The sequence below is a fragment of the Peribacillus butanolivorans genome (assembly GCF_001273755.1).
Lineage (GTDB): Bacteria > Bacillota > Bacilli > Bacillales > DSM-1321 > Peribacillus > Peribacillus butanolivorans.
Map to the genome: position 1 here is coordinate 59297 of NZ_LGYA01000001.1, position 15809 is coordinate 75105.

Here is a 15809-nt window from a genome sequence, read left to right on the forward strand (position 1 = left end):
ATCCCATGTAGGCTTGTTTCGTCAATTTGTAAAGAATGGTTTCAAAATAATAAGTTTTCAAGCTGTGGATGTCTCAAATGATTTTGATTTATTGCAATAAAGGATGATATTATTTTTACATGTACTTCAAAGGAGTGGTTATAATATGTCGATCGAGAGTGTCAAGAGCCATTTTAAAAAATGGGACCGGGAAGGCGATGTAATGGAGTTCGAAACATCAAGTGCTACGGTGAATGAGGCTGCAGAAACCATCGGCGTTATTCCAGCGCGGATTGCTAAGACTCTTTCCTTTAAGGGGGAAGGTGAGCATGCGATTTTGGTTGTTGCCGCAGGGGACGCAAAAGTGGATAATAAGAAATTTCGTCAGATGTTCGGGTTCAAGGCACGAATGTTGTCAGCTGAGGATGTGCTTGAACAGACTGGTCATGCCATTGGAGGAGTCTGCCCGTTTGGGTTGGCAAATGACCTAGATGTTTTCCTTGATGTGTCGATGAAGCGCTTTGAGTCTTTATTCCCAGCATGCGGAAGTGCGAACTCTGCAATAGAACTTAAATTCGCTGAATTATTTGAATATTCAGGAGCGAAGGATTGGGTTGATGTTTGTAAGGCATGGGAAGAAGAGCAGAATGAGGAAGAAGCAGTAGGTAAGACAGTTGATGGATTTTGATTTATCGTACCAAAAAGAACCACATAGAATGGAAATGAGTCCACTTTGGTGGACTTTATTTGTTGATAACGAGAGACATTACCTTTTCCCTTTTTATTACTGGATTTTTAGTAAGCTTTTAACTTGTTCCTAATAGGTTTGCTCCCATTTTTTTCTGAAAAGTTGACCGCAGATGTAAATTAACGGTCTAATTAGGGGAGGTTTGTTCAACATGGCGCATAGGCAAATCGTTCAGAAAGTTCGTAAGTGGAGGGTTAAAGATGTTCAATGGAAGCTATAAAAAAAACAATAGCAGTTATCACAGTCTTAAAACTCTTTATGAAGAAAATATCACGGTTAAGAGCATTGCCCAGGAGCTTGAGTTTTGCCATAAAAACGATTTAGCACTGGGGATACAAAAAGAATTGGAAAAAAAGAATTTCGATATATTGGCGGTAGAGGATCAAGGGGAAATTATCGGATATATCGAAAGGCAAGAACTTGGTGAAGGCAAGATTGAGGAGTATTTGAAAAGTTTTACACCAAGAGAATTGGTTTCGGATTCAACCCCTTTGATTCAACTTCTCCATATTTTTAAGAATAAAACGAGGGTGTTCGTGTTAGAGAATAATTCAATTAAAAAGTTGATTACCTACGCTGATCTTCAGAAGCCTCCAATCAGAATGCTGATTTTTGGCTATATTACCCTTTTGGAAATGAGGATGAGCGATATCATCATGGATAAATTCGGGGATGACAGTTGGTATCCAATGATCAGCGGAGATCGTTTAGAAAAGGCTACCGAATTATATAGGAGGAGAATCGATAAAAATGAGGATATCAATTTAATAGAGTGTCTGCAAATCAGTGATAAATTCGATATCATTCATAAAGATCAGGAATTGAGGTTCTTCTTCCAAATTCCTTCTAAAAGTAAAGGAAAGAAAGATGCGAATGCCATCAGGAAATTACGGGATAAGATTTCTCATGCTAATGAACTTGGGTTGGACATGTCCTGGATAGAAATCATCGAAGTGGTGGAATCCTGTGGCCAACTGCTCGAAATCTCTGAATCCTATCGGTATGAAAAATAAAATGATGGTGAGAGACGTCTTAGGTAGACCATACTTCAAATAACTCTGCAATTTTAAAACAGAGCTGTACTACATTTTCAAGGCGAAGAGACCATGTAGTAGGATGGGCTTGTAAGTTTAACTGGAATTTAGGAGAACCAGCTACTATGCTGGTTCCTTTTTGTTTAACCCCCCTGACAGAAAAAAACTGCCCATACGTGAGGCAGCTTCTTCAAATAGTTAGAACTCCGGTAGTTCATCCAGGTTATTTTCCTTTACCCCATCGGGCTCACTCCGCAATATGTCACGGCCATATTTATGGAAGACATCAACATTGGCGAGGTTGCCTGCCTTAGCTTCCGAAAGAGCGGTGGGATAGTCAAGCTCCCGCCCAGAGTTTGTTTTGATGGCAATAATATTGTCATCTTCATTTTTTCGTACTGCGATAATTTCTTCTTTTCCAGTTGTATCATGTTGGTTTACTTGTGGGGTTCCCTGCTGTTTGTAGGATTCATATGCTTTTTCAAATTGGTCCATGCTTGGACACCTCCTATTTATAGGGTGAGCTATTTGGTCAGCAATATACAAACCAGGTTTCGTCCAGATTGAGCCGCATTTTTGGCAAAATGGGCCGACTTTTCGGCATTTTTTTTTGAAAAGACAGTTGTCCGGGCTTTATTCTTCTGGCATGGCACTTGCATCATAAATAAGTGGAAGTGAGAAATATCCACTTAAAAAAGGGAGGAATATGAATCATGAATGTAAAACAAGGGGCAAGTACTGCGGATGCAAAAAAAATACAAGACGTTAAGACAATGAAGGCGGCGGTCGTCAATGAATTTAATCAAGAGCTTGAGATTAAAGATGTACCAATCCCAGAATTAGAATATGGTGAGATATTAGTGAAAATTAAAGCGTGTGGCGTGTGTCATACCGATTTACATGCGGTACATGGTGATTGGCCGGTAAAACCGAAGCTGCCGCTTATTCCTGGACATGAGGGTGTAGGCATTATTGAGAAGGTGGCAGAAGGCGTTACTACATTAAAAGTTGGTGACCGCGTTGGGATTCCATGGCTTTATTCGGCATGTGGCGATTGTGAATACTGTCTGACTGGACGGGAAACGCTTTGCCTGGATCAATTGAATGCTGGATATTCTGTGGATGGCGGTTATGCGGAATATTGCAAAGCGCCAGCAAAATATGTGGTCAAGGTTCCTGAAGGGCTTGACTTTGCGGAAGTTTCACCGATTTTCTGTGCTGGTGTAACGACTTATAAAGCGCTTAAAGTGTCAGAAGCTAAACCTGGAGATTGGGTAGCAATCTATGGAATTGGTGGATTGGGTCATGTTGCTCTTCAATACGCGAAAGCTATGGGCTTTAATGTCATTGCCGTTGATATTCAAGATGATAAGCTTGATCTGGCTACAGAATTAGGAGCAGATTTCACGGTTAATGGTCTTAAGAGCGATCCTGTACAAGCCATTAAGGAAAAAGTTGGTGGAGTACAAGCAGCCATTTCTGTAGCGGTTACGAAAAAAGCTTTCGAACAGGCTTACAGTTCAGTTAAAAGGGGTGGAACATTGGTCGTTGTCGGATTGCCGAATGACGAACTTCCAATTCCAATTTTTGATACGGTACTAAATGGGGTGACTGTAAAAGGGTCAATCGTTGGTACAAGAAAAGATTTACAAGAAGCTGTTCAATTTGCGGCTGATGGCAAAGTAAGGACGAATATTGAAACGAGAACGCTTGATGAAATCAACGACGTGTTTCAAATGATGGAAAAGGGAGAAATCAACGGACGAATCGTATTAACTTTAGAATAGAAATAAACAAACGAGGGGGTCCTAAAGTCGGACACCCTCGTTTGTTCTAGGTAGCTTATAAGAATTCTATAATTAGATTATGTCTGATTCTTCTCATTTAATATATATCGCAATTTTCTCATGGAGATCTGCAAACGCTTGGCCGCTTCATTTCGGTTTCCATAGGTTTTTTGAAGTGCCTGCATGACGAGTTCTTTGCCAATTGTAGATTCGAGTTGTTTGATTTCCTTAAGGATTTCCTCGAGCATTAGTTCATCTTTCTCATTAAAGTCGGCAACCAGCTGTTTACGCCATTCTTCGAGATGATTTTCAGTCGACTGATTCGCATTCGGCGGTTCTTTTTTTATTGGAATAACCTGGTTGGTAGATAGAAGGATATCTTTTGCCGAGATTTCCTGTTTATGGTCAGCAAGAGTGAGAGTTCGCATGATTATATTAGATAATTCGCGTATATTACCGGGCCAGTCGTATTGCTGTAATTTTTCAATAGCTTCATTGGAAAAGGAGATATCTGCCTGGCCAGTTCTTTCAACCAAATGACGGACAAGGAGGGGAATATCTTCTTTTCTGTTACGCAAGGCGGGGATATCAAGAGTGACGACGTTCAGTCGATAAAATAGGTCTTCCCGGAATTTGTTTTTTTCAACTGCCTGCTGCAGATTTTCATTGGAGGCGGCTACTAAGCGGGCATTTGTTCTTAATGTCCCGCTACTTCCGACACGCATAAATTCCCGTGTTTCCAAAACTCGAAGCAATTTGACTTGTATGGCCGGACTCGCGTCGGCAATTTCATCGAGGAAAAGGGTGCCATTCCCTGCAATTTCAAAGAAACCTTTTCGTTGTTGGGTTGCTCCGGTGAAGGCCCCTTTTTCATGCCCAAATAATTCGCTTTCGAGAAGGGATTCCGAGATTGCTCCACAATTAATACCAATAAAGGGCTCGTGGCTTCGCGGGCTTGCTGAGTGAATGAAACGGGAAAGTACTTCTTTGCCACTCCCTGTTTCTCCCTCGATCAAGACATTGACGGATTTTTGAGCCACTTTGAAAGCCATTTCAATCAGTTCCTTCATTAATAAACTTTCTCCTACAATGAGACCCGACTCTTTGGCAAGGTTATGGATAAAGTGTTGATTCAAATCGTCGTTTTCATTCAATAGGTTGTCAAGTTGCTTTTCCAATACTTCAATATCCACAAAGGGTTTTTCCATATAATCACTCGCTCCAAGTTTCATTGCCTCGACAGCGGTCTTGACTGTGCTGTATCCGGTCATAATCAGTGCCTTGCAAAGCGGTTGTTTTTGTTTCAGATACTGCAGGAGAGATAGGCCATCACAATCTGGAAGCTTTAGGTCTATCATCGCGGCATCAAAGCGCTGCTGATTAAAATCTATTTGGTGAAATTCCTTTCCACTGTTCACGACCTGTACGTGATATCCTTTTATCGAAAAAAGGCGGGATAAAAAGGTACCAACTTCTTTTTCATCGTCTACCACAAGTAAATGAATCATCTCATCATCTCCTTTCATCTTCTGGCTGCAAGGGAAGCCTCAGGAAAAATACACTTCCTTTTCCAGGTGCGCTTATTACGTCAATTTTGCCTCCATGGTCTTTCGCAATACCAAGGCTCACAGATAATCCTAGGCCTGTACCTTTTTCACGGTCCTTAGTCGTATGAAAAGGATGAAAAATGAGCGGCAGCCGCTCTGCTTCAATCCCAGCTCCGTTATCAGCAACCTTCACCACCATGAATTCTTCTTCAGAATAGGTATGAATCGTAATGAATTTTTCCGATATATCACAATCATCCAATGCATCCTGGGCATTCAATAGCAAGTTGATGATTATTTGTTCTATCTGAGGTTGGCTTCCCTTTATGAAAGGAAGATCTTCCTGAAGGGAAAGATGAAGGGAAATTTGTTTCTTCCCTAGTTGAAACTTCAGAAGGTTCATTACCTGATGGATGGCCTCGTTAATAGAGTAATAGTGGAATCTATATTCATCTTGACGGGAAAAGGTAAGTAAGCTTTTCACGATTTGCCTGCACCGGTCGCCGCAATTTTTAATATCGGTTAGAAGCATATAATCTTCGTTTTCTGGTAAAGTGTTCCGTAATAAAAGCTGTGAGTTTCCAAGAATGGCCGTTAATGGGCTATTCAATTCATGGGCAACTCCAGCTGCCATTTCGCCGATGGCTCCGAGCTTGCCGGCATGTAACAATTGAGCTTCCATCTGTCTTCTCTCGGTGACGTTTTTATAATAAGCAATGACTCCATAGACCTGTTGATCCTTATTTTGAATCGGATAGGCATGCATTTCCAAGATCGCTTCAGGCTGAAGCAAAATTTCTTGAAACCCTGGCTTATCCTGTACAAATGTCTCTTGAATCAGAGTCTGAGATTTCTCAATTAAAGGACTTAAGTCAAAAAAAGCTCTGGCTGCATCATTAGATTGGTAGACTTCTCCTTGGCGATCAAAGACGATGATCATATCTTCGACGGCCTTGAAGGTATCCTCCCATTCTTGTTTGGAATGGAGAACTTCTTTATAGAGCTGGGCATTCTCCAAAGTCAGTGCAAGCTGGTTGGAAAGTTGCTCAAGAAAATCCAACTCATCTTTATGCCACGTTTTCTTTTTCTTTCTGCCGAAGGTCCAAACCCCTATTTTTTTATTTTTCCCATACAGGGGCACCAATAGAAGCGTTTCAATCTCAAGAGATAGCAGTCTTTTTTTTTCCGGGAAGTCTGGTAGCATTTTGATTTCCACTTGAATGGATTGTTCGTCTTTCAAGGCAGATGAGAAGTCCTGAAAAGGGTGTAATAGGTTTTTGGATTCAATTTCAAGCTCGCATTGGCCATTAGGACAAATATGGAGAAGAGTTGGTTCTTCTTCGTATAAAATGACAAAATGACTGTCATCGAATGTAATTAGGTGCTTGAGTTTTGAGATAACAATTCGGAGAATTTCGTGAATATCCATGTCTATATTCATGTTTTTAGTGATATCGTTCATAATTTCAAGCTGCATATTTTTCTTCTTCAACTGATCCACGGTTTTCTTAAGTTCCGTGTAATATGTTTTTTTCGAAGACTTAACGCCTGTCATTAAATCGATCAACTCAGATTTGTTCATGTTTTCACCTCTTATAGGGCTGTAAGGAGCAACTGCCTAATCTGTTCTAATGACATATCCCGAGGGTTTGTAATCATGCAGGCATCCTCGAGGGCGGTCATTCCTATTGTATCAATCATGTCTTTGGTAATGCCCACGTCACCTAGGCTCCTGGGTGTCCCGATATCCTGGGACAAGTCCCTTACAAAGTGTACGGCAGCGGTGCCGGCTTGCTGCTCAGTTAAAGCTCTCGTATCAATCCCCATGATCTCTGCTATTTGGCTGAATCGCTTCGGGGCCGCAATTCGGTTGAAGTCCATGACATGGGGGAGAAGGATAGCATTGATTTCACCATGCGGAAGCAGGTACTTTCCGCCAATGGCATGTGAAATTGCATGGGCTGCTCCCAATATGGCATTGGAAAAGGCAAGACCGGCTTGCAGGCTGGCCATCGCCATCGCTTCTTTTGCTTCCTCATTATGTTTAGACGCAACGGAAGGGCGTAGGTAACGGGAAACAATGGACAAGGCGTTTGTGGCTTGTACATCGGTCAAAGGAGTTGCAGCGATAGATACATAGGATTCAATGGCGTGTGTCAAAACATCCATTCCAGTAGCGGCGGTCAAATCTGCTTCTAAGGTCGTTAAGGTAGCCGGGTCAACAATCGCAATATCAGGAACGAGGGATTTTGAAATGATCGTCATTTTTTTCTCCCGGAACGAATCGACAATCACAGAAAACTGTGAGACTTCCGAACCCGATCCGGCAGTGGTCATGATCATCACCATAGGGGGTAGAGGAGAATGGACTTTATCAACTCCTTCATAGTCACTGATGGTTCCACCATTCGTTGCCAAAAGGGCGATCCCTTTTGCGACATCCAAGGCACTTCCTCCCCCCACACCTATGATGGCGTCACATTCATGATTATTAAAAAATAAACAACCGGCTTCGATCTCCCTGTCTTTCGGATTGGTCGTCGTTTCAATGAAGGTGGCAAAAGCAAGCCCCGCATTTTGGCAGGCTTCCATGACAATATCAAGCCAACCAGCATTGGCTACACCGGAATCACTAACTATCAGTGTCTTTTTGGCACCCAACCGCAAGCAAGCCTCGCCAGCTTGTTCAATAGAACCTTTTCCAAAAATAACTTCCGGCATCACAAATTTAGTTATCGACATCTTCGCGCCTTCTTCCCTGATTAAAGTCATTTTCTCTTTGTACTATTTTCCCGAAGAAAGGCGAAAATCCTGTTTGAATCGCAGGAATTTTTATATAATGTGACAAATTATTTAATTAAACACAACTTCTGGCACAGGTCAAATTTCCTTCTAGTTTCTTGAATTTGTAAATTCGTTACTTTAGGCACAGATTAATAGGGATAAACCTACCTAGTTAGAAATTTCTATATATTGTAAAATGATAGAGGGAATCTATTAAACTGGGAGGCAATCTATGAAAAAACAATTTCTATCCTTATCATTAGTCGCAGCATTATCATTAGGGGCAGCCGGGACCACTACTACTGCTTTAGCAACACCAAATACTTCTCCAGTACATCATGCGCCGTCCACAGACAAGCAAATCGTTAAAAGGATCGATGTCGACAAAATCTACAAGAATATTGAATACCTCTCACAAACACCTCGAGTAGCCGGTACGGAATCTGAGTATAAGGCCGTCCAGTTCATCAAAAAGCAATTTAAATCTTATGGCTATAAGGCCGATATCGAAGAGTTTAGTTTTATATCCTATACAGATCCAAATCTGGTCGAGCTGTCCGTTGACGGATTTGATGGGGAAATCCAATCGAACCATTTAACCTATTCAGTAAATGGTAATCTATCCGGTGAAATGGTATACGCCGGTTTAGGAACGAAGGAAGAGCTTGAAAAAGCGGGTGTTACAGGGAAGATCGCCCTTATTCAAAGAGGCAGCTTCACTTTTGCAGAGAAAGTATTGAATGCAGCAGAAAAAGGGGCAGCAGGTGTCATCCTATTCAATAATGCAGATGGGGAATTAAATGGGACCCTTGGAGGGGCTAATGATCAGTATATTCCATCAGTCACGATAACGAAAAAGGATGGAGAAGCCCTGCTTGAAAAATTGAATGCTGGAGTTAAACTGACCGCATCATTAAAAATTGAAGGGGCTTATACCGGAGAAAAAACCTCTTATAACGTGGTGGCAACAAAAAAAGCAACCAAGACCATTAAAGCTAAGCAGAGCGATATCATTTATATCACAGGCCATCATGATTCCGTCGCCGGAGCACCTGGAGCAAATGACGATGCATCAGGCACTTCCGTTACACTTGAACTTGCACGTGTTTTAAAGAATCTTCCTACAGATACGGAAATTCGCTTCGTTACCTTTGGGGCCGAGGAAAATGGATTGCTAGGTTCGCAGCATTATGTGGACAACCTCTCTGATGATGATATCAAGCGGACGATTGCCAACTTCAACCTAGATATGGTAGGAAGCAGGGACGCTGGAGATTTGGTTATTTTGACTAATGATGGAGAAATGAACCTTGTAACCGAGCTGGCTCAGGAATCAAGTACAAGACTGAATGGTGAGCCGACTCCATATGGACAAGGCGGGCGAAGTGACCATGTATCTTTCGCTGAGGCTGGAATTCCCGCTGCTTTATTCATCCACAGTCCATCAGAACCTTGGTATCATACTCCTGATGATACCATTGATAAAATCTCAAAGGAAAAGCTTCAAGATGTTGCTGAAATTGTCAGCACTGCTGTCTATGACCAAGCTAAAATCGAAGCTAAAAAACCTAATCTAAATCATAAAAAAGGGAAAAAGGTGAAGGTTCCGCATTTATTTGACGAAAAGGAATTGAGATAATGCATTAAAATGAGTATGAATTTTAGAGGGTGCAGCCTGCACTCTCTTTTTATGTTTGAAAATGGAAAAAACAGGGGTGGAAAGTCTAAGCTGGAATCTTTCTGTATGGGATGAATTCCCTAAAGACCTATCATAAATAGCTTATTTATCCCTATTTAACTCTAAGACTATAATCCTTATAATGAAAAATATGAAAAATATGACAGTATACCCAATGATAATAGTATGTTTGAGGTGATTTTTAAGTGTATGCAAATTCATTGAGTGAAATTCACTCTGCCCTCTCCAGTAAAATGTCCAATGTGAATGAAAAAATTAATCGTTTGGAGCAAGCAAAAAGACAAATCAAAGAAGAACAGAATACATGTCTGGGGGAAATCCGTAAAATTAAAAATCCAGACTTAGCAAAAAGCTGGACAGGAAATCGTGCAGAAGACTTCCAGGATGCCCGTAGTGATGCATACCAGGCTATGTCTACGATCATTTATGATGATTATGACGACTACCAAGAAAAAATCGAGGGAAAAATCACGATGCTGAATATAGAGAATAAAGCTCTGAGTGCAGCAAGCACCATAGCCCATGAAGCGGATGTTCTTTTAGGTAAAGGAGAAGCCGTCATTGATCAATTAGAAAGTAAAATATCATATTTAAAAGGGTGTTGTTTTAATGACGACAATCAAACTGAATCATCCTGCCGTAACAAAGCAAGTCGATCAGGTGAAGACGGCGCTTGGTACAGTCACGCTTGGAAATCTGCCGGCAGGCGAGCTAGGCAACAATAAATTGGAGTTCACCTCGAAGTGGATTGACCGGGAAACGAACCTCGAGAAGGTCTTCGAGCAATATATCAAAATCGTCCAGAAAAATGTGGAAGATACCCGTGCTAACATTGACTTATTAAAAGAACAGGATGAAGCCATTGCCCATACGTCTTCACATGGGTATCAGCCGCGATGAAAATATACGAAGCGAATACATTGAAGGCTGCGACCAAGTCGCGTGCCGAACAATATGAAAAGCTAAAGGAGCAAGTCGTCGCGCTGAAAAAGGAATTTCAGGGTATCGTCGGCCTGGATCACGAGTTTCAAGGGGCCGGTGCCGCTGCCATCAAAGGCTTCTATGAAGCGCAAATCGAGGTGGCCGACGCCTGGATGGAACTATTCACTACCCAGATCAGTTTTTTGGAAGGCGTTCCAGCCAGTCTGGAAGAGGCAGACCTCTCCGGAAATACGGTGGTCGAGGTTCCCTTTTTAGACGGCGAAGTCTCGAATGGCGTTAACCAAGCGAAGTCGCTTGTCGATGAACAAGCGAGCGATCTCCAAAGAATCCTGAACAGTATTGATGATATCCTTCCTCTCAATATGTTCGACCAAAAAGACTTTAATGAAAAAATCACGTTGGCCGGACAGAGACTGGATGACACCATGACAAAGGTAGAGAACGTCGACCGGCAATTGGTCGAGGAATATGATGTGTCCGTCGGGCAGGAAAACGTGGCCGTTGGCCTCTTCCGTGCATTGCTTGATGCCACCAAACAGGACGGCAACGTTTCGCCGATGACTTTCAATCAATCGGCATTTAGGAATAGTGACGTCTATCAAGTGAAGGATGAAGTCGCCGGTCAGATGAAAGACTATCAGACCTTCAAAAAGCAACAAGCCGAAGCCAAGGAAATCGAACGTGAAATGGAAGAACTCGAAAACCGTCCGTGGTATGAAAAAGCTTGGGATACGACAAAAACCTTTACAGGGGAATTCACGGGATATTATGATTCAATCAGGAACCGGAGTCGATCCATTATCGGGCCGCAAGCTGTCCGAAGCCGAACGAATCGCCGCCGGCGCCATGGCCGCCGCTGGATTCATCCCAGTCGTCGGCTGGGCCGGCCGGGCCATCAAAGGCGGCAGCGCTATATACAAAACGGCCAAAGGACTCAACGCAGCAAACCACGCGCTCGATGCCTATAAAACAACAAAAGGCTTTAGCCTCCTCCAGAAAACCGAATACGGGATATACGGACTCCTCGCTGCCAACGGCCTCGGCGAAGCGGTCACCGGCAAAGACATGTTCGGAAACCAATTGACTGAGGAACAGCGCCAGAACGGGCTGATGATGGCACTTGGAATTGGTGGGGTTGCAGGTGCGGCTAAGGTCGCTGATAAAATAGCGAGTGGTACAAAATTCATCCCTTACAGCATGGAATTTGCGCAAAAGCAGGTTCAGAAAGTTCAAGCTACAATAACAGACATAGCGAGATCAGGAAAAACCACGTTAAAAAATATAGGTAATGAAATAGGTAAAAAAGAAATCCCTAAACGGATAAGCATGGAACAAGTTTCCCTCGTAGGAGGACCAACTCTTCGCCAAGTTGTGATGGAAAAGCAGACAATTAAGGAAGCCTATCAGAAATTTACGGTGAAGGATAGCAAAGTAGTGGGTGTTTCAGGGAAGAATCTTCCTAAGGGTACGGGTAAAGGTAGTTCTGGAGTAAGTGAAGTCAAAACATTTATCGACAAAGGGCAACAGTTTACAAATGGTAGAAAAAATAGGTTAAAGCCTGATATTAGGTATAAAGCTGGAGAGTATGATTATTTATATGAAACAGATAATTTAGGTAGGATTTCAAAATTTGAAACAGAAAATTTACAATTAACAGAGAGAAAAGACAGATTGTCACACAGCAAAAATACACCAGGTAAAGTAAAAGGTAAAGACCATGCAGGGCATTTGGCAGCTGATAGGTTTGGAGGCTCACCTAAGATTGACAATTTGGTTTCGCAATTATCTGATGTTAATTTGAAGCAATATAAGAAAATTGAAGGAATATGGGCTGCAGCTTTAAAAGAAACACCTCCCAAAAAAGTAACAGTTGATGTTGATATAATTTACTCTGGGAACGATATGCGTCCAGAGAAATTTAAAGTCAGATATACTATTGATGGTGAGTTTGGTTCTGCAAATCTTAAAAATTAATCAAAGGAGTGAAAAAGTAGTATGAAAGAATTTGAAGAGATATTTAGTGAATTGCAAGCAGATATGATATCCATATGTATGGAATATGTTGAAGATAGAGCTGATAAAGTATATGTTTATGCTTCATGTGAAGAAGGAATTATTTCGAGCAGTTTCTTTTATTTGATTAACAATAAGTATGTAAAGTCTCATAAATTGAATGATGCATTGGAGAATGGGGATGAAAGATATGATGTGTCTACAGAACGAGGGTTTATGGTATTAGATATCATCAATGATAATGTCGAAAAAATCAAAGTATTGTGCGAAGAATATGAAAGAGACCTGCCAACTGAGTTGAAATTAATATATGATACCAAGAGTGGCAAGCTTCAAGCTGAATACAAGTATGATTTAATTTATACTAATGACGATGTTAAAACGGCCCATCATATTGCTAATGAGTGGTTTGAGGAGATAAAAAATAATAACCTTTAAATTGTTTACAGTTAAAGACATGCTCTAATTTGAATTAATGACTCATGAAGGTTATACCTTCAAGGAGTATCAATGTTATTTTAATATTAAGGCAAGAACGAGAATAGGGCGAGATGACATTTGACTAGATAGGACCACTCATAGATGTCATCGGCAACCAAACTAACGAGATTGCATAAGCTCATGGGTTTAAACGTGACACTTGTCAAGAAATAAAGAAGATGTCATACTGTCAATATAAAAACATGAAACTTACAAACTTATGAAAACTAAAAGATATTACTAAACTTAGAACATGTATGAACTTAAAGCACTTGATTGTCTACTATAGGCGACGAGTGCTTTTTTGCATGTTTACATACATGGATTAAAACGATCATGATTATTTAATTAGTGTACTAAGTGTTAAATTTTTATACGAGTGCGAACATTAATAGGAGGAGAGCAGGCGATGATTGGGTAATGGAAACACAAGTATCGATAGATAAGTATCAATTATTAGACGAATTAAAAGAATTAGCAGAAGAATTTTAAAAAAATTTTCACTAGAGAAAAATCAACTTAAGCCATATTGGGTTCCTCAGATAATATGCCGTGAGGTATTAAAATCATTCTATTGAAAAAATATGGATATACTCAGGCAAGGTGGCTTAGAAAAAAGTAGCAAGTGGTACAAAATTCATTCCTTACAGTAAGGAATTTGTGTAAAAGCAGGTTCAGAGGGTCCAGGCCTTCGGAAGAGAAATCGGCAAAGTGAAAGTGCCTCTCCGTATTAGGGTCGAGGAATTAGCGACGGCGTATGGAAACAACTACAAACATGTCACTTTTGATAATACGACGGTTAAGGATATCGTACAGAAGTTTGCAGTGAAGAGACTTTCTTCTGTAAACCAAGTGAAGGCCGATGATGCGATGGTTGAAGCAGCTAGAAAACTACCAGCATATGCGAGAAGACCTAACCAACCAAGAAATTATAAATATAAAGAACGTAATGAAGACGGAACTACAATGTACACTTTTATTTCAACCAAAAACGGTAAAGAATATCAAGTGAATTATGACAAAGGTGGATTCCCGATTTTTCATTCAAAATATGATATTTTCTTACCAGAAAAATATTATTTAGAAACAGATGCCGTACAATTTGAGTATTTATCTAAAGCCTTATATGAAGAAGTAATCAGGAATCCAGAATTAGCTGAAAAGTTCACTGCAAAAGAATATGAATTATTAAAAGAAGGTAGAGTTCTAAAAACACTTACTTGGCATCATCATCAGGAATCAGGTAAAATGCAAATTTTTGGATTGTTTTGAACACCAAGCAGCCGGACATACTGGTGGAAGAGCTATATGGGGCGGTGGTGAATCGGGAAGAAAGGGTATTATAAAAAAAGAGATTCTGGAGATTGTAACATGGGATTGAAAAAGTGGCTATTTGTAGAGGAAGAAAAGCCCGATGAGAGTGTAATAGCTTCGATTGAAAAAGCGTTTGATATAGAATATCCTGATGATTACAAAATATGTGTTATGAAATATAACGGAGGTTTTCCAGAACCTAATATCTTTAATTTCAGTGAAGGGCAACAGGGAGTATTTAATGATTTAATTAGTTTTACTGATAATGATATAAATATAGAAATGTTTTATGAGAGATTTTCTGGTCCAACGTTAAAAGGAATTGTGCCTTTTGCTAGATCCATTTGGAAACTACTTATGCTTTGATTATCGAAATAATCATTCTTCTCCCAAAATAGTTTTTCTCAATCATGAAGAGGAAGCGTTATTATTAGTGTGTGATACATTTAATGATTTGTTGAAGCAATTGTATTCTAAAGAAGATACAAAGTAGGAGGGGGAGCAAAAAATAAAATGGAATACAAGTTTGAATACACATTTAAAAAAATTTCGGTAAGTGAACTTGAAAATTTTGAGGAAAAATTTAATATAGTACTACCGAAAGATTTTAGTAGGTTTTTATTATCTAATAATGGCGGAAAAGCAGTAAATAGAAGATTTCAAACAAAAGATCATACAATCACTTCTTCGATTATACTATTTTTTCCTTTATCAAGTGAAATAGATGAAAATCTAGAAAGTAATTTCATTAAGTATAATGAAAGCAAGATAGTACCAAAAGATTTTCTCCCTATAGGATTAGATCCGGCTAATAGTTTAATCTGTTTATCTTTAGATAGAGAACAAGAAGGTAAAGTATATTTTTGTGACATGGACTATTTTGAAGAAGATAACGAGTTAAGGAAAGAATTTATCAAACCGATATCTGGAAATTTTAAAGAGTTCATGGACAATTTACTTGTCGCCAAGTAAAAACAAATACTTAATTTTGGGGAAATAATAAATAATATGTAGATAAACCAAATCTTAACTGATTTAAGTTAAGATTTGGTTTATTTTGTATTTAAGGTCAAAAGGATCATAACCATGGCTGGTGTCAAAAGGCTTTAGCCTCCTCCAGAAAACCGAATACAGGATATACGGACTCATCGCAGCCAACGGACTAGGAGAAGCGGTCACCGGCAAAGACATGTTCGGAAACCAGCTAACTGAGGAACAGCGCCAGAACGGCCTGATGATGGCACTTGGAATTGGTGGTGTGGCTGGTGCGACGAAGGTCGCTGATAAAGTAGCAAGTGGGACAAAGCTCATCCCTTACAGTAAAGAATTTGCGCAAAAGCAGGTTCAGAATGCTCAAGCTACAATAACAGACATAGCGAGATCAGGAAAAGACACGTTAGAAAATATAGATGAAGAAATAGGTAAAAAAAGAAGGCTGAACAATGTGGATATGCAGACGGCGGTATGATGTTAGGCAGGTAA

17 protein-coding genes and 1 pseudogene are annotated in these 15809 nt (G+C 40.2%); 14 read left to right on the forward strand and 4 right to left on the reverse strand.

Annotated elements, in window-relative coordinates; translation table 11 throughout:
- The first annotated feature begins 145 nt into the window (after positions 1-145).
- Positions 146-667, forward strand: coding sequence for a YbaK/EbsC family protein (locus AKG34_RS00295; protein WP_053344254.1), 522 nt, complete (start codon positions 146-148; stop codon positions 665-667).
- A gap of 260 nt (positions 668-927) precedes the next feature.
- Positions 928-1740, forward strand: coding sequence for a hypothetical protein (locus AKG34_RS00300; protein ID WP_053344255.1), 813 nt, complete (start codon positions 928-930; stop codon positions 1738-1740).
- A 219-nt stretch (positions 1741-1959) separates the two neighbouring features.
- On the opposite strand, the gene AKG34_RS00305 is transcribed toward AKG34_RS00300, so the two are convergent.
- A complete protein-coding gene (locus AKG34_RS00305; RefSeq protein WP_053344256.1) occupies positions 1960-2256 on the reverse strand; it encodes a DUF3892 domain-containing protein in 297 nt (98 codons plus the stop codon).
- 278 nt (positions 2257-2534) lie between these two features.
- Here AKG34_RS00305 and adhP point away from each other — a divergent pair, with 278 nt between their 5' ends.
- Positions 2535-3548, forward strand: a complete 1014-nt coding sequence (gene adhP, locus AKG34_RS00310) for an alcohol dehydrogenase AdhP (RefSeq protein ID WP_053347932.1) — start codon at positions 2535-2537, stop codon at positions 3546-3548.
- 77 nt (positions 3549-3625) lie between these two features.
- On the opposite strand, the gene AKG34_RS00315 is transcribed toward adhP, so the two are convergent.
- Genes AKG34_RS00315 through AKG34_RS00325 form a run of 3 tightly spaced genes read right to left on the reverse strand, consistent with a single transcriptional unit; the run spans position 3626 to position 7837 of the window.
- Complete coding sequence (locus tag AKG34_RS00315) at positions 3626-5056, reverse strand: sigma-54-dependent transcriptional regulator (RefSeq protein WP_053344257.1); 1431 nt, start codon at positions 5054-5056, stop codon at positions 3626-3628.
- A gap of 4 nt (positions 5057-5060) precedes the next feature.
- Positions 5061-6677 carry a sensor histidine kinase gene (locus AKG34_RS00320; RefSeq protein ID WP_053344258.1) on the reverse strand — a complete coding sequence of 539 codons (1617 nt, stop codon included), beginning with the start codon at positions 6675-6677 and terminating at the stop codon, positions 5061-5063.
- Between the two features lie 11 nt (positions 6678-6688).
- Positions 6689-7837 (reverse strand): iron-containing alcohol dehydrogenase, encoded by a 1149-nt coding sequence (locus AKG34_RS00325; protein ID WP_053344259.1) that lies wholly within the window; start codon positions 7835-7837, stop codon positions 6689-6691.
- 274 nt (positions 7838-8111) lie between these two features.
- On the opposite strand from AKG34_RS00325, the gene AKG34_RS00330 reads away from it, so the two are divergent.
- The 11 genes and pseudogenes from AKG34_RS00330 to AKG34_RS00375 all read left to right on the forward strand — a co-directional run bounded on the left by AKG34_RS00330 (position 8112) and on the right by AKG34_RS00375 (position 15795).
- Positions 8112-9518: a M28 family peptidase gene (locus AKG34_RS00330; protein WP_053344260.1), complete on the forward strand. Its 1407-nt coding sequence runs from the start codon at positions 8112-8114 to the stop codon at positions 9516-9518.
- 260 nt (positions 9519-9778) lie between these two features.
- A complete protein-coding gene (locus AKG34_RS00335) occupies positions 9779-10303 on the forward strand; it encodes a YwqH-like family protein (RefSeq protein ID WP_236694846.1) in 525 nt (174 codons plus the stop codon).
- A complete protein-coding gene (locus AKG34_RS00340) occupies positions 10188-10478 on the forward strand; it encodes a YwqI/YxiC family protein (protein ID WP_053344261.1) in 291 nt (96 codons plus the stop codon). The genes AKG34_RS00335 and AKG34_RS00340 overlap by 116 nt, the downstream gene beginning before the upstream one ends.
- Positions 10475-11065 (forward strand): annotated as a pseudogene (locus AKG34_RS28530) (T7SS effector LXG polymorphic toxin); the annotation flags it as partial. The gene AKG34_RS00340 and the pseudogene AKG34_RS28530, both read left to right, overlap by 4 nt.
- A gap of 223 nt (positions 11066-11288) precedes the next feature.
- Entirely contained in the window at positions 11289-12494 is a 1206-nt protein-coding gene (locus tag AKG34_RS26400; protein WP_236694847.1) for a DNA/RNA non-specific endonuclease, read from the forward strand.
- 21 nt (positions 12495-12515) lie between these two features.
- Positions 12516-12971, forward strand: a complete 456-nt coding sequence (locus AKG34_RS00355) for an immunity protein YezG family protein (RefSeq protein ID WP_053344263.1) — start codon at positions 12516-12518, stop codon at positions 12969-12971.
- A 753-nt stretch (positions 12972-13724) separates the two neighbouring features.
- Positions 13725-14285 carry an HNH endonuclease gene (locus AKG34_RS00360; RefSeq protein ID WP_236694848.1) on the forward strand — a complete coding sequence of 187 codons (561 nt, stop codon included), beginning with the start codon at positions 13725-13727 and terminating at the stop codon, positions 14283-14285.
- 99 nt (positions 14286-14384) lie between these two features.
- Positions 14385-14693 (forward strand): SMI1/KNR4 family protein, encoded by a 309-nt coding sequence (locus tag AKG34_RS29155; protein WP_269083708.1) that lies wholly within the window; start codon positions 14385-14387, stop codon positions 14691-14693.
- Positions 14659-14820: an SMI1/KNR4 family protein gene (locus AKG34_RS29160; protein ID WP_269083709.1), complete on the forward strand. Its 162-nt coding sequence runs from the start codon at positions 14659-14661 to the stop codon at positions 14818-14820. Before AKG34_RS29155 ends, AKG34_RS29160 begins: the two co-directional genes overlap by 35 nt.
- 20 nt (positions 14821-14840) lie before the next feature.
- Positions 14841-15299, forward strand: coding sequence for an SMI1/KNR4 family protein (locus AKG34_RS00370; protein ID WP_053344264.1), 459 nt, complete (start codon positions 14841-14843; stop codon positions 15297-15299).
- Between the two features lie 217 nt (positions 15300-15516).
- Positions 15517-15795 carry a hypothetical protein gene (locus AKG34_RS00375; protein WP_152952221.1) on the forward strand — a complete coding sequence of 93 codons (279 nt, stop codon included), beginning with the start codon at positions 15517-15519 and terminating at the stop codon, positions 15793-15795.
- Positions 15796-15809 lie beyond the last annotated feature (14 nt).